The organism is Mycobacterium sp. RTGN4 (assembly GCF_033804635.1).
GTDB lineage: Bacteria > Actinomycetota > Actinomycetes > Mycobacteriales > Mycobacteriaceae > Mycobacterium.
Map to the genome: position 1 here is coordinate 35,492 of NZ_JAPZLB010000010.1, position 12,419 is coordinate 47,910.

General features: G+C 62.4%; 14 protein-coding genes. 8 read left to right on the top strand and 6 right to left on the bottom strand.

Annotation, left to right across the window (positions count from 1 at the left end):
• The first annotated feature begins 5 nt into the window (after positions 1-5).
• The 3 genes from SLQ30_RS21455 to SLQ30_RS21465 all read left to right on the top strand — a co-directional run bounded on the left by SLQ30_RS21455 (position 6) and on the right by SLQ30_RS21465 (position 2,434).
• The gene (locus SLQ30_RS21455; RefSeq protein WP_319448754.1) at positions 6-602 is read left to right on the top strand and encodes a hypothetical protein; all 597 of its coding nucleotides are present in this window, start codon (positions 6-8) and stop codon (positions 600-602) included.
• 106 nt (positions 603-708) lie between these two features.
• Positions 709-1,083 carry a hypothetical protein gene (locus tag SLQ30_RS21460; protein ID WP_319448753.1) on the top strand — a complete coding sequence of 125 codons (375 nt, stop codon included), beginning with the start codon at positions 709-711 and terminating at the stop codon, positions 1,081-1,083.
• Positions 1,084-1,327: 244 nt separating this feature from the next.
• Entirely contained in the window at positions 1,328-2,434 is a 1,107-nt protein-coding gene (locus tag SLQ30_RS21465; RefSeq protein WP_319448752.1) for an alpha/beta hydrolase fold domain-containing protein, read from the top strand.
• A 447-nt stretch (positions 2,435-2,881) separates the two neighbouring features.
• Here the strand turns inward: SLQ30_RS21465 and SLQ30_RS21470 are convergent, their stop codons facing one another.
• The gene (locus tag SLQ30_RS21470; protein ID WP_319448751.1) at positions 2,882-3,379 is read right to left on the bottom strand and encodes a CAP domain-containing protein; all 498 of its coding nucleotides are present in this window, start codon (positions 3,377-3,379) and stop codon (positions 2,882-2,884) included.
• 101 nt (positions 3,380-3,480) lie between these two features.
• On the opposite strand from SLQ30_RS21470, the gene SLQ30_RS21475 reads away from it, so the two are divergent.
• On the top strand, positions 3,481-3,834 hold the full coding sequence (locus tag SLQ30_RS21475) for a DUF732 domain-containing protein (protein WP_319448750.1): 354 nt from the start codon (positions 3,481-3,483) through the stop codon (positions 3,832-3,834).
• Positions 3,835-4,326: 492 nt separating this feature from the next.
• On the opposite strand, the gene SLQ30_RS21480 is transcribed toward SLQ30_RS21475, so the two are convergent.
• The 5 genes from SLQ30_RS21480 to SLQ30_RS21500 form a co-directional block, all read right to left on the bottom strand.
• Positions 4,327-5,073, bottom strand: a complete 747-nt coding sequence (locus SLQ30_RS21480) for an SDR family oxidoreductase (RefSeq protein WP_319448749.1) — start codon at positions 5,071-5,073, stop codon at positions 4,327-4,329.
• Positions 5,066-5,191 (bottom strand): hypothetical protein, encoded by a 126-nt coding sequence (locus tag SLQ30_RS21485; RefSeq protein ID WP_319448748.1) that lies wholly within the window; start codon positions 5,189-5,191, stop codon positions 5,066-5,068. The genes SLQ30_RS21480 and SLQ30_RS21485 overlap by 8 nt, the downstream gene beginning before the upstream one ends.
• A 399-nt stretch (positions 5,192-5,590) precedes the next feature.
• The gene (locus tag SLQ30_RS21490) at positions 5,591-6,127 is read right to left on the bottom strand and encodes a hypothetical protein (RefSeq protein ID WP_319458336.1); all 537 of its coding nucleotides are present in this window, start codon (positions 6,125-6,127) and stop codon (positions 5,591-5,593) included.
• 206 nt (positions 6,128-6,333) lie between these two features.
• Positions 6,334-7,584: a cytochrome P450 gene (locus SLQ30_RS21495; protein WP_319448746.1), complete on the bottom strand. Its 1,251-nt coding sequence runs from the start codon at positions 7,582-7,584 to the stop codon at positions 6,334-6,336.
• A 91-nt stretch (positions 7,585-7,675) separates the two neighbouring features.
• On the bottom strand, positions 7,676-8,491 hold the full coding sequence (locus SLQ30_RS21500; RefSeq protein WP_319448745.1) for an SDR family oxidoreductase: 816 nt from the start codon (positions 8,489-8,491) through the stop codon (positions 7,676-7,678).
• A gap of 474 nt (positions 8,492-8,965) precedes the next feature.
• On the opposite strand from SLQ30_RS21500, the gene SLQ30_RS21505 reads away from it, so the two are divergent.
• The 4 genes from SLQ30_RS21505 to SLQ30_RS21520 all read left to right on the top strand — a co-directional run bounded on the left by SLQ30_RS21505 (position 8,966) and on the right by SLQ30_RS21520 (position 12,115).
• Positions 8,966-9,961: a TIGR03619 family F420-dependent LLM class oxidoreductase gene (locus tag SLQ30_RS21505; protein WP_319448744.1), complete on the top strand. Its 996-nt coding sequence runs from the start codon at positions 8,966-8,968 to the stop codon at positions 9,959-9,961.
• A complete protein-coding gene (locus tag SLQ30_RS21510; RefSeq protein ID WP_319448743.1) occupies positions 9,961-10,416 on the top strand; it encodes a nuclear transport factor 2 family protein in 456 nt (151 codons plus the stop codon). Before SLQ30_RS21505 ends, SLQ30_RS21510 begins: the two co-directional genes overlap by 1 nt.
• Before the next feature lie 136 nt (positions 10,417-10,552).
• Positions 10,553-10,945 carry a nuclear transport factor 2 family protein gene (locus tag SLQ30_RS21515; protein WP_319448742.1) on the top strand — a complete coding sequence of 131 codons (393 nt, stop codon included), beginning with the start codon at positions 10,553-10,555 and terminating at the stop codon, positions 10,943-10,945.
• A gap of 309 nt (positions 10,946-11,254) precedes the next feature.
• Positions 11,255-12,115 carry a mycofactocin-coupled SDR family oxidoreductase gene (locus tag SLQ30_RS21520; protein ID WP_319448741.1) on the top strand — a complete coding sequence of 287 codons (861 nt, stop codon included), beginning with the start codon at positions 11,255-11,257 and terminating at the stop codon, positions 12,113-12,115.
• Positions 12,116-12,419 lie beyond the last annotated feature (304 nt).

A 12,419-nucleotide genomic window follows, 5' to 3' on the forward strand; every position in this document is an offset into this window, starting at 1 on the left:
CCCAGATGACGACGACAACACTCGACGACCACCAGGACAACCTCGAGATCGACGGGCCGCGGATCGACGCCTCCGAGGTCGCAGATAAGAGTACGAAACTGAAACATGCTTGGCGTCAGCGCAATTGGTTGCGAACCATCACCTATGGGTTACTCCCCGCCTTCGCGATGATGGTGACGATGGGCTCGGCCTACCTCAAGTGGACGGACACCACGATCGGCGACGCACGAACGGCGCGGACCGATTCGGTACAGGCTGCCCGTGATGCGACAGTGGCTCTGTTGTCGTACACGCCAGCGGACGTCGACAAGCAGCTCACCTCCGCCCGTGGTCTGCTGACCGGAGACTTTCGAAACTCGTACACCTCGTTGACCAACGACGTGGTCATTCCCGGGGCCAAGCAGCAGCAGATCACGGCGGTTGCCGCGGTCCCAGCGGCGGCGTCGGTGTCGGCGACCGTCGATCACGCGGTGGCACTGGTGTTCGTCAATCAGACCACCACGGTGGGGTCGGGCGCGCCCTCGGCCTTGGCCTCGACGGTGCGAGTGGTGTTGGAGCGGGTGAACGGGCGATGGCTCATCTCGCAATTCGATCCCGTCTGACCGGAACTCGGTTACGTCCGTGACCCCAACGATAAGGCCCGCTGCAGTGCACCCAATGACGAACACCGTTCGAGTGGCCGTTCTCTCGATTGTCGCGGCGCTATTGATGGCTGGTCTCGACCGCGGCACCGCAAGCGCGGCCCCGCCGCAGCCGGACCCGTCACCGGCGGCATCGTGCGTCTACACACTCACGCCGCCATCGAAGGTCACGGTGTCCGGCACAGAGATGGTGACAGCATCGCTGAAACCTGGACCGTGCACCGGAGACATCAACCCAAACACGTTGACGGTGTGCCTCGAACTAAAGGGCTATGCCTCACCACAGTGTGCAACCCACCCCACGTTCGACCCGGTAGATGTCTACTTCTCGCCGTACCGCAGCGGCGCGACTTACATCGCCACGGGGCTCGGCTGCGGCAATGTATTTCCGACCGGCGACCAGTCCTGCTCGCCCGTGGGTCCATATGCGACGACACTGTGACACAAGCACGTGCTCAGTTCGACTGGCAGCCTGCACCATTCGGCACGATATTAATCGACAGTGGTGACCCGCCTCCGGCGCGGCTCGTTCGCCAGTGGCCAGGTCGGTGTCGTAGATCGCCTTCATCATGCTGTGGTCCGGACGGTATGCCAACCGCACCGCAATGGCGGGAGCCGTTGCAAGCCTTATGTGTCGCGGCTCCCTACTCGCCCGCACGTCATTTTAGCGCTGTGGTGTCGCCGTAATGACGACAACGGATAGCGCTGGTGTGAGAATTGAGTTCGTGAGTGCATCCCGGATCGGTGTGTTGGCGTTAGCGTCGGCCCTTGCGCTGGGTGCAGCCGTCCTCACCAAACGGGGGCTTTCCGGCGCAAAATTGTTCTCAACCACGTCAGCCAGGGCAACCGTCGCCCGCACGCCGGCGCGCTTCGCGTTCACCGGACAACCGTCACCAAATCGCACGGTCGCAGTCTCGGTGCTACGCGCGGTGGGAGCAGTGACGGAATTCCTCGGAATCGACTTCGGCGTACAGATTGCGCCGTTGGCGGCGTGCGACCATCCACCGTTCTTCACTTCGCGCGGCCTGGACGTGCAACGCCATGACTTTGCGGGTCACCCCGTGTACGTGATCGGTTCGGGCCGTCCGTCGGGGAAATACGTCGTGGCACTTCACGGCGGTGCCTATGTGGTCCAGCCGACAATTCTTCACTGGTCTGCCTACTCGCAACTTGTCCGCCGAACCCACGCGACCGTGATCGTTCCGATTTACCCGCTGTCGTCGACGCCTCTGGGTAGGGCACGGAGCGTGATTCCGGACATGGCGGATTTGATCTCTAATCGAATCACGCAGCACGGTGCGGACAATGTCAGCGTCTACGGCGACTCTGCCGGCGGTGGAATGGCTTTGGCCATCACGCAGCTGTTGGTCAGTCGCGGAAACCCGACGCCGTCGCACATGGTCCTCATCTCCCCGTGGCTCGATGTCACCATGACTAACCCGGCACTTGACTTGATCGACGATCCAGTATTGAGGAAGGCAAGTTTGCGTCGGGCAGGCCAGCAATGGGCTGGTGATCTGCGTCCGAACGATCCCTGGGTGAGTCCGATATATGGGTCGCTAGCAGGTTTGCCGCCGACCGCTGTGTACAGCGGCAGCCTAGACTTGCTAGCGGCCGATGTACTTCGACTACAGGAACAAGTGCTCGACACCGCAGCCAGCCAATTCACCTTCGTTCTGCGGAACGGTGCAATCCATGATTGGGCGATGGGCGGTGTATTCAGTACGGCGGAGTCAGCTGCCGTGCAACCAGACATCTACCATCAATTGGGCCTAGCTTCACGGGCGCTATGACGACCAAGCAAGCCGATTCTATTGTTCACCGCCAACTCGACGGCGTTGCTCAGCGGACTGCGTTGAGCCCCAAGGCATCGACTCGCACCCATGAGCGTCAACGTCTCGGGCTCTGTGGCAAATCCACGATTCCAACGTTGGTGGGGCCCGCGAGTTGGCCAGGACGACCCTAGTGTCTGTGGGCGGAGAGCCCACCAACGAGTGGGCATCTCATCGCGGTCCTGAACGTAGATTTGTCACTGAACATCAACACCAACAAGCAGATTGACTATGGACGGTCAGGTATGGGCTGCTACCAGATCTCGCATTGACCCTGCTCATGGGCGCGGTTGCCTCGGGTGGGCGTACGGGGTGCGGCTGCGCGGCAAATGTGCATTCGATGAGACGATGACTACTTGTCGTAGACGAAAACGTTGAGGCGTCGATGTGAAACCCGTTTCGGCAGCGTCACGCAGGAGTGCCGTAGACCGCCACCACGACGCTGCGGTCCAAGCTGTTCTCCGACCACACCCCTATTGCCGTGTGACTGCAATCCCTCATGATTCCCCAGGCCACCGGATCCCCGTACCACTGCCCCAGGATGTCGATGCCGCTGATCGCGATCGCCGAATTGATCGCCACGGTCTCGGCCACCTTGCCGGTGAAACCCGCGGCCCTGGAACGGTCCTCGGTCGTCGATCCGTCTGATCCGAGGTCGCCGTCGAGGTCTCTGTTGTTCAACACATCGAGTGCGTGCGCGCGCGCCGCGTCGACGAGCCGCCTATCGATTCGTGGTTCCGCCACGCAACCGTTCTGTTTCTGGGCGGTGTAAATGTTGGCGAAGACACTGTTGTTCAGCCTGCTGTTGTCGGCATGAGCTTGGGGCGCCGCCACGGCCCCAGCTGTCACTGTCAGCAGAGCGATCAGGGCGAGCGCTCGACCCTGTGTCGACGTCGTTGAAGTCATCGCCTAGCTCCCGTCAATGCAACCGATCTCGTCTCGAAATACTACTTTCTTCAAGTGAATTGGGAGATGTTTTTGAGCTTCCGCCTCGGGAAAAGGACAGAATGAAGCAAGTCAGAGTTGCACTGGCCCTCGCGGTTGCCTTGAACCTTTCCGCGTTCGTCGCAGCCCCGGCCGCGAGCGCGGATGCGGCGGCTTACCTGCTGAACGTCACCGTCCGACCCGGCTACGACTTCGCAAATGCCGACGCGGCACTCGCTTACGGGCACGACGTCTGCGACACGATCCGTCGCGGCGAGTCGTACGCGCCTATCGTCAGCGAAATCATGGCTGACTTCAACACCTTTGATGAATATCAGGCGGAATATCTGATCGCCCAGTCGGCCCAGGAATTGGGCCCCGAGCTCATCTGGCAACTCAGGCGGTCCGCCGGCGGGTACCGGCCAACTCCAGCCTGATCGCCGTCGTCGCGCCAGCCGGTCGCTTCACGCGATACCGGCATTCTGTCCCTAAATCACTGTGCCACTGGGACTTTACGACCTGCGACCGGCAAGCCATTCCTGTACACGACAATCCGGTTCTGGCTTGCCCACCACCGCGGCACCGGAACTCTTTATGGCGCGCGTGGGCCACTGGATGAGTTGCCGACCGCGGCGTGGTCCCATTGACTGATTCATGGAGCTCGGCCGGTTAGCGGAGGTGAGTTCCGTGTCAGGGAACCCGCGCGCGCCGCCAGCGTTGTCTGCGAGTGCGTCAGCCAACCCTCGCAGCGCGCAAGTCCCGGGACATGTCACGGGCCACACAGGGATCGACGGTTCGCGGCCCCACACTTAAGGTTCTGTCGAGATAGACCGTTTTGATAACGGGCGCTTGGCCGGTTTGAGACCCTTTCCACATCTCACGTGGGCAGGTGTCGATGGGCTCCTTGGCGGGTCGCTCAGCCTAGGACGTCAAGCGATCTGCAGAAGTTGTCCGCCGTCTACAACGAGCTCGGAGCCGGTGATGAATGACGCCTGATCTGACAACAGGAACGCGACCGCAGCGGCGACCTCCATTGGCTGACCTATGCGACCCGTCGGTGAGCTGGCGGCGAGCCGGGAGACCATTTCATCGTCGAGCATGGGCGTCTGAATCGGTCCGGGGAATACCGCATTGACTCGTATGCCTGAGGCCGTCAGTTCGGCGGCCACGAATTGGGTCAGTCCACGCAATGCCCACTTGGACGAACCATATGCCGTGTGGTTCGGAAAAGGGCGCATGGCCCCGGTGCTACACGTATTCACGATCGCTGCGCCCCTCGCCTCCCGCAGGTGGCCGAGAGCTGCGCGGATGCCCAAGAAAGGGCCCAGGCAGTTGACTCGCCAGGCACGTTCGAAACTGTCGGGCGTCTCGTTCACGAGCTTGGCTCGCTGCAAGATTCCTGCATTGTTGACTAGCGCGGACAGTCCACCGAACTGCTCGACGATCGAGCGCACCGCATCGTCCCACTGCTCTGCGGACGTCACATCGAGGGCGACCGCCACTATCCCGGGATCATCCAATTCGCTTACTGTACTGCGTAATCGATCCACCTCGCGGTCCGCGGCGGCGACTACGAATCCATCTGCCCGCAGTCGCCGCACTATTGCGGCACCTTGCCCGCGTGCGGCCCCAGTGACTAGGGCGACACGCTCTGTGTCGACCTCGCCATTAGCCATTGGCCACCGCCATGTTCTGCGCATGCGTTTGGTCATTGGTGGTCGCGTCGGCGATGCCCACGGTGACGTCGCGCTGCGGCGCCAAGCACGAAAGATGTATGTGGGAAACGTTATTCATCAGTGTTGTTCCTGCCTATCCGAGGGACTTTGAGATTTGAGCAGTGGGATGGGCGCCAGCCCACCGCCAGATGATTCTCCTCGTTCAAGGCAATCGGCTCGATTGCTGGCGCGCCTAGATCCGAAGGACGAAGTTACACGGTGTCGATTGCCGTGCCACTTGGGTGACCGTGGCGATCGCGTGAATCGCGCGGTCACCGAACCTGTTGTGTCACATATAATATGCTGGCGACTCCGATCAACTCGGCGGTCGTGGACAAGAGCCAGATCTCCCTCATCGACCACGAACTTAACACGCCTAAGTGTGACACTCACGGGGCAAGCTGTAAAGGGTCAGCGACTCATCGAGGGCCATTGCCGTGACACCGGCTCAGCCGACCTTCGAGGGAACGATTCGCGGTCAAACGGAAACGCCTGAGGCAGGATTCGCTGAAACTGCGTGAAGGCCCAGCCTTGCCGGTGCCAGGTCTGCCAACCCACGCGGACGCCGCGCCTGCTCGATCAAGAAAACCTCCGTCGGGGCCACCGTAGTACGGACCGTACTCGTTGGCCGAAGCGCCTGAGCCTTGAAGGCTCGGGCGGCCGAGCTGAGTTGATACTGCGCCGCGGCAACACTTCGGCCGAGCCCGTCCGGCCGCGTGCTCCCCAGGAATGCCACCTCAGTCTCGCGTCGTTTGAATGACCTCAGTACGTCGTCTCGAACCCGTGCATCCGACCCGAAGAGCCCCGGGTCTACCGCCAACATCTGCGGAACCGGGCGCATCGAATCCGACGTAAGCACGGACTCGAGGTCGCACGTCGTGGTCACTCCGAGAATCTGAAGCGGTCTGACATCGATCAAGTCTGCGACGTTGACGATGACCTCCCAGCCGCCGACCGCACGATCGAATAAGAAGCCACCGGCGAGCGCTACGACGAAGTCGATGGTTGAGGCCACGACCTCGAGCCGATACCTCATGGAGCAGACTCGCGGAGGTTGTCCGCGCCTTTGCGAATATCGTTGTTGGCCATGCCGATCGATAGACGAGACATGTGGTGCGCTCCGTTCGTGAGGATGAGTAGATTCGGTTTCACCTGGGCGCAGACCCGCTCGATTCCGCGACGCACGAGCGCCCGACGTCATTGGGCGAACATCGTGGAGGGTCAGCTTGCCGTCAACTCGGGCCCGCGGACATTGCCGGGCGTGTAGGTCGCAGGTATGGACATGTAGCCGTAGTTCAGGCCCAGGTCGGGATACGGATGGGACTTCGTTAGGTCGATTTCGAAGTCGGGCATGCGCTCGAGGATCTGGGCGAGGGCGACCACAAACTCCTGACGGCCTAGGGGAGCGCCCACACACCGGTGGATGCCGTAACCAAAGGACAAGTGACGGTTGGGTTTACGGTCCAGCACGAAATCCCCGGCGCGCTCGAAGAGTTCGTCATCACGGTTTGCCGACGACCAGGCGAGAAGTAAGCGGTCTCCGCGGTGGAACTGCTCACCGGCGATGACGGTGTCGGTGGTCACCGTGCGGGCGGTTGCCTGCGACGGGCTGTAGCAGCGAAGGAACTCTTCGCATGCGGTCGGAATGAGCGTCGGGTCTTCGATCAGCCTGCGTCGGTCCTCTGGGTTTTTCTGCAGATGCACCAGCGCAGAGCCGAGCAGGGCAGTGGTCGTCTCTATGCCGGCCACCAGGAACGTTACGACGGTCTCGAAAACGAGGTCGTCGTCCAACTTCTCCTCGCCTTCCCCTGCGTTCAGCAGTGCCGCCAAGATGTCGCCGTCGCCCGAATCGTGTCGTCTCGCGGCGATGATCTGGCGAACCTGCTCGTAGATCCATTGAAAGTCAGCGTTGAGCTGCTGAAACTCGGGGCTGTCGGGGTGATCGCGGTCGGCATAGGCCAACTTGTGGATCGGCTCGGCGAACCGCTTCCAGGCGTCGGTCGGTATGCCCACGTACTCGAGTGCCACAATGGCGGGGATGGGGCTGCAGAGATCGAAGACCAGATCGCACTCGCCGGCCTCGATGACCCGGTCGATGCACTCGTCGGTGATCTCCTTCAGGCGTGCGGCGAACCTTGCCACCGCGGCCGGCTTGAACATGGGGTTCAGCATGCGGCGCAGGGGGCGCCAGTCCGGCGGATCCATTTCGGCTAGCGACATCCGACCGCCGGCAGGGTTGTGGGGCAGCGTGATACCGCCACCGAAACCCTCCGGACCCGGAAGCTCGAGGGCGTTGGAGAAGCGCGTGTGATCGTCGGCGACCTCGGTGATGTCCGTGAACCGTGTCAGCACTGCGAAGCCGCCGTGCCGCTCGCTGCGGACAATCCCTTGGTGCCGCAGTCTTGCGTAGTCTCCGACGGGGTCGGTGGCGTGCTCGGGCGAGTGGTGGTCGAAAGGCTTGTCTTCGGTCATGCGCCGCTCCCTTTGATCGTCGAAGAAGAGACCCGGCGTCGTTCCGGGCTGAGTTCGTACCGCCACGCAGCGAGTCGTTGCCACCGACTGCTCATGGGGTCACCGCGGTCGAGACCGAACCCCACGTGGTGCCGAATTCGTCGGTGTGCAGGATTTGTCCTGTCAGTGTGGAGGAGGTCTGCTGAGCGAGGTAGAGCACTGCGGGCCCCATGACTTCTGGCGTCGCAGGCTTGCCCCATCCGCTGTTTTCGGCCTCGATTCCAACCTCGGGGTCGACCCTCATGAATGTTTCGGTGAGCACGGCTCCGGGGCTGAGGGCATTCACGGCGATGCCGTAGCTCTTGAGATCCTCGGCCATGTAGGTCGTGAGGCGGTTCACCCCTGCTTTGCTTACGGAGTAGGCCAACAGATCTCGGTGTCCGGCGCTGCCACCAACAGTGCGCTCAGCCGAGAGCGAGGTCAGGTTGATGATGCTGCCCGACCTCTGTCTGATCATGTGGCCTGCCACTTCGCGCATCGTCAGATAGCAACCGAGGACGTTGACGCGCATGACATCGTCCCAGTCGGAAACCGACACCGCCAGGCTGGGGTAGTGCGGGTAGACGCCGGCGTTGTTGACGAGCACGTCGATGCGGCCGAAGGTAGCGGCCGTCTCGGCGGCGAGGCGGACGACGTCTGCCTCCGCGCTGACATCGCATTGCTGAGCCACGACGTGCCCTGGGAGCTCGTCGGCGGCGCAAACCACCTCGACGAGTGTGTTTCGCTGGGGCTTCTTGCCGTCGACCCCTCCAACGGTCCTCGCGGCCGCTACCACCGTGGCACCGGCCTCGGCCAGGGCGAGTACATAGGCACGTCCGACGCCCGCACTTGCTCCGGTGACGATCGCTACCTTGTCCTTCAATTCCATGCAGGCATCCTCAAGTAAGTTCATTGCCTTTGTGCGCCGGTGTGGGCGAAGTGGTTGCTTCGTCTCGACATCGGAGGGCATCACGACACCGCTCGCGGGGGAGTGGGAAAAGAGACCACAAGCGAAGTGACTCCGACGTCAAAGTCTAGAAGTTATGAAAGCGGGTGTCAACGCGTGCTCGGCGTGGGTCGAGCGATGGTGGTGGTCGGCTTTCCACACGTGAATTCTCCTAAGTGATCCACGGGTTGCGCCTTATGTTCGCGCCCCCCGACGCGTTACTTGGACGAGAAATTACCGACACCGCGAGCGTGTGCAGCGTTAGCGCTCACCGACCGCTGGGCGGGTCCAACCCCGCGTTCCCTGGACGACGACGTGTCGCGCAATAATATTGATTACGACGTCGAAATCGTATATTGTGCGCAGCGGGGTGCGGAATTCGGCCGGACCGACGTGACGGTGAGGAAGGGGTCGGCGATGCGCCTAGGGGTCTGCCTGCCGCAGCTAGGCCCAGCTGCCCAGATGCCCCTGGTCGCCGACTTTGCGGTCGAAGCCGAGCGCGCCGGCTGCGATTCGTTGTGGGTGGAGGAACATCTGTTCCGACCGCTCGCCCCGATCTCGGGCTACGGAGGGGTGCCAGGAAAGCCGTGGCCGGTCAAACACGCTCACGCGCTGGCTCCTCTCGAAGTCCTGGCGTTCGTCGCCGGGCGGACGGAGCGTTGCACGCTTGGCACCTCCGTGCTCGTCGTCGGCTATCACCACCCGCTTGTACTGGCCAAAGCGACCGCGACCGTCGACCTGCTGTCGGGTGGACGCCTTGCCCTGGGCCTCGGAGTCGGCTGGTGTGAGGACGAGTACCGAATCTTCGGTGCCTCATTTCAACACCGTGGTCAACTCGCCGATGAAGTCCTGGAGGCGCTCCACCTGTGCTGGAGCAGTGGTCCCGTCGAGTACCACGGACGCCACGTGGACATTCCTCCCTGTCAGACTTCGCCGCCCCCCTATAACGGCGTCCGAGTGCGTACGTATGGGGGCTTCGTGTCCCGGGCCGGTTGGCGTCGCACCGCACGCTGGTGTGATGTTTGGCAGCCGTTCGGTCTACAGCCCGATATCGCCGTCGAGCAGTTGGACACGATCAACGAGCTGGCGGTATCCGAATTCGGCCGTGATCCACTCGAGCTTTCGCTGCGCGTGTTGGCTTCGCCCGTGGCACACGGCGGCCAGCGAACAGGTGAGTTTGGTCCCATGGGTCGCTCGACCGGCCGCTGGGTAGGCGACGTGGAATCGTTGTGCTCGGAGATCGTCGGCGCTCGCCAAGCGGGTTGCCACGAACTCGTCCTCGATAGCAACTTCGCGCCGGGAAGCGACGAGCCTGCTTTCTGGGAGGATGTGATTGGCCACCTGCCGGCCCTGCTCGAAGCAGCACACACCGACGCCGAGACGCCGCTCCCCGGATTGATAGGCGAGGCTTGATGGTCAGCCCCAGCGGCGAGGCCGTCACCGAGGCGACCTTCGCTGAAGTACAACGAGTCCTCGTTGCCTACGCGCGAGCGATCGACACCAAGGACTGGGACCTCTTCACCGGGTTGTTCGATCCGGACTGCGCCATGACCACGGCGTTGGGGACGGTCAACGGTGCACAGGCGCTCAGCCGACACATGGCCGTTCTCCATGCACCACTGGACTCCTCCACCCACCAGATCACCAACATCCATGTCGTCGAGCAGCAGGGCGGCGTCACCGCCCACAGCTACCTGGATGCGCTGCTCGTCCGCGCGGACCATCCCAGAGGCCCGTTCTTTCGCGTCGTCGGTTTCTACGACGACGAACTTCGACGCGCCGAGCACGGCATGGTGATCGTCAATCGCAGGTTTACCGCGATCTGGCGCGAAGGCAACCCCGCCGTGCTGGGGGCTCCAGACGGCTGAGCTTCGCCACCGCGTCCACGACCCACACCCGAAGACGTCGGCCGGGGCAGCCGGAACGGGCAGCGGGCCGAAACCGCGAGCCGCAAGTTTATGCTGACGTCAAATTCATAACCGCTCGTCGTTGGGAGAATTGAAGATGCCAGGTGTCGATGACGTCGTTACCGGCCCGGCCCGAGCGGCGGCAATGCAATTGCTCGTGGACTACGCGCGGCTACTCGACTACCTGGATGCCGATGCCTGGAGTTTGCTCTTCGGAGCGGACGGCGTGATGGCGGTCGGTACTCGCGAGATCAGCGGCCGTTCACAGTTGAAGACGTTCGCCGAGCAGTCCACTCGTGGAGTTCACGTCTGTGGGGCGCCGGACTTGCGTCTGCACGGGAATGGGCAGATCAGCGCCTTATCGTCCTTCATCTTCATGGCGTCCACCGGGGGAACGACGAACGCGGGTTGGTACACCGACACACTGACGCCACAAGCCGATGGCTATGTCTTCGCGCGCCGCTTCGTCGATGTCCGGGCTAGATCGTGACCGGATCGGCCACGTCCGGCGTCAGCGCTGCTAGGGAGTGGTGGAACGCGGAACGATGGCGGCTTACCCGTTTACGCGCGACGCCTTGACCGCGCAGACCATCATCAGTAAAATTTCGACGTCGGAATCAGTTTGATGAACCCAAGGCTCGCTGTCAGTAGGTGCTCACGGGGACGTCGTTGGTACACACGTTCGGAGCGGTACGAGCGGCCCCGCGAGGTCGGCCTGCCGGTGGGTGCCGCCGACACCGATGCCCGCTGGGCCACGGGCATAGCAAGGCGCTAATCAACGACAAGAGAAGGAGATCGCATGGGACGAGTTGAGGGCAAGGTCGCATTCGTGACCGGCGCGGCACGCGGGCAAGGACGCAGCCACGCGGTGCGACTGGCAGAAGAGGGCGCGCACATCATCGCCGTCGACATTTGTCACGATGTCGACTCGATCGGCTACCCGCTCGCGCGTCCCGAGGACCTCGACGAGACGGCACGGTTGATCGAGAAGACGGGCCAGGGCGTCGTGATTGCCCACGCCGACGTGCGCGACTCGGATTCGTTGCAGACCGCGGTCGACAATGGGATAGCCGAATTCGGCAAGCTGGACATCGTCGTTGCCCAGGCTGGTATCGCGGGGATGCTCGGTCAGCCGCCGAGACAGGCATGGTGCGACGTGATCAACACAAATCTGGTCGGGGCCATCAATGCCGTCCAAGTCGCGTTGCCGCACTTGACCGAAGGTGCCTCGATCATCGCCACCGGTTCCACCGCGGCCTTGATGGACATGGCCAAGAAAGACAACCCGGGAGCCGATCTCGGTGGCATGGCCTACCGCACCGCCAAACGGTTGCTGTCGTCGTACATACACGATCTCGCAACGGAACTAGCGGTTCACGGCATCCGTGCCAACGTCGTTCACCCCACCAACTGCAACACCGACATGCTCCAAAGCGAGCCAATGTATCGGGTCTTCCGACCCGACCTGGACAACCCGACACGCGAAGATGCCGAACCGGGTTTCGCTGTGCAGCAAGCGATGCCGATTCCCTACGTCGAGCCGTTGGACATCAGCAACGCCATCTTGTGGCTGGCCTCGGACGAGGCTCGATACGTCACCGGCATGCAGTTGCGCGTTGACGGCGGCGGCTACTTGAAGTGGTACGACTACCACGTATAACGTGCTCGCCACGAGGCGGGCCGGGCCTCGCGCCCGGCGAGGTTCGAATGACCGTGGTCGCGGCGAAACGCCGAAGTGCCGTAACACCGTTCCCTGCCGGTAGTGAGGTAGTCGACGCATGCGCCCAACGTGCGTTGGCGCCTGATGGCCGGGCCCCGCCAGCTGATATATACAGTGCAGCAATGCATTTGAGGCAAAGTAGTCCGTGTGGGCATCTCAGAGGGTGAGCTCGAGCTTGGCCCTCTGCCCGCTTTACATACTCTCAAAAGAGTGTCACAGTAGTGTGAGTCACGCCATACCGTCG

What these genes read in the sequence shown, in the direction of transcription:
- SLQ30_RS21485 (WP_319448748.1), bottom strand. Translation starts at nt 5,191, where the DNA reads ATGAATAACGTTTCCCACATACATCTTTCGTGCTTGGCGCCGCAGCGC.
- SLQ30_RS21480 (WP_319448749.1), bottom strand. Translation starts at nt 5,073, where the DNA reads ATGGCTAATGGCGAGGTCGACACAGAGCGTGTCGCCCTAGTCACTGGG.
- SLQ30_RS21465 (WP_319448752.1), top strand. Translation starts at nt 1,328, where the DNA reads ATGACGACAACGGATAGCGCTGGTGTGAGAATTGAGTTCGTGAGTGCA.
- SLQ30_RS21460 (WP_319448753.1), top strand. Translation starts at nt 709, where the DNA reads ATGGCTGGTCTCGACCGCGGCACCGCAAGCGCGGCCCCGCCGCAGCCG.
- SLQ30_RS21520 (WP_319448741.1), top strand. Translation starts at nt 11,255, where the DNA reads ATGGGACGAGTTGAGGGCAAGGTCGCATTCGTGACCGGCGCGGCACGC.
- SLQ30_RS21455 (WP_319448754.1), top strand. Translation starts at nt 6, where the DNA reads ATGACGACGACAACACTCGACGACCACCAGGACAACCTCGAGATCGAC.
- SLQ30_RS21510 (WP_319448743.1), top strand. Translation starts at nt 9,961, where the DNA reads ATGGTCAGCCCCAGCGGCGAGGCCGTCACCGAGGCGACCTTCGCTGAA.
- SLQ30_RS21475 (WP_319448750.1), top strand. Translation starts at nt 3,481, where the DNA reads ATGAAGCAAGTCAGAGTTGCACTGGCCCTCGCGGTTGCCTTGAACCTT.
- SLQ30_RS21495 (WP_319448746.1), bottom strand. Translation starts at nt 7,584, where the DNA reads ATGACCGAAGACAAGCCTTTCGACCACCACTCGCCCGAGCACGCCACC.
- SLQ30_RS21505 (WP_319448744.1), top strand. Translation starts at nt 8,966, where the DNA reads ATGCGCCTAGGGGTCTGCCTGCCGCAGCTAGGCCCAGCTGCCCAGATG.
- SLQ30_RS21515 (WP_319448742.1), top strand. Translation starts at nt 10,553, where the DNA reads ATGCCAGGTGTCGATGACGTCGTTACCGGCCCGGCCCGAGCGGCGGCA.
- SLQ30_RS21470 (WP_319448751.1), bottom strand. Translation starts at nt 3,379, where the DNA reads ATGACTTCAACGACGTCGACACAGGGTCGAGCGCTCGCCCTGATCGCT.
- SLQ30_RS21500 (WP_319448745.1), bottom strand. Translation starts at nt 8,491, where the DNA reads ATGGAATTGAAGGACAAGGTAGCGATCGTCACCGGAGCAAGTGCGGGC.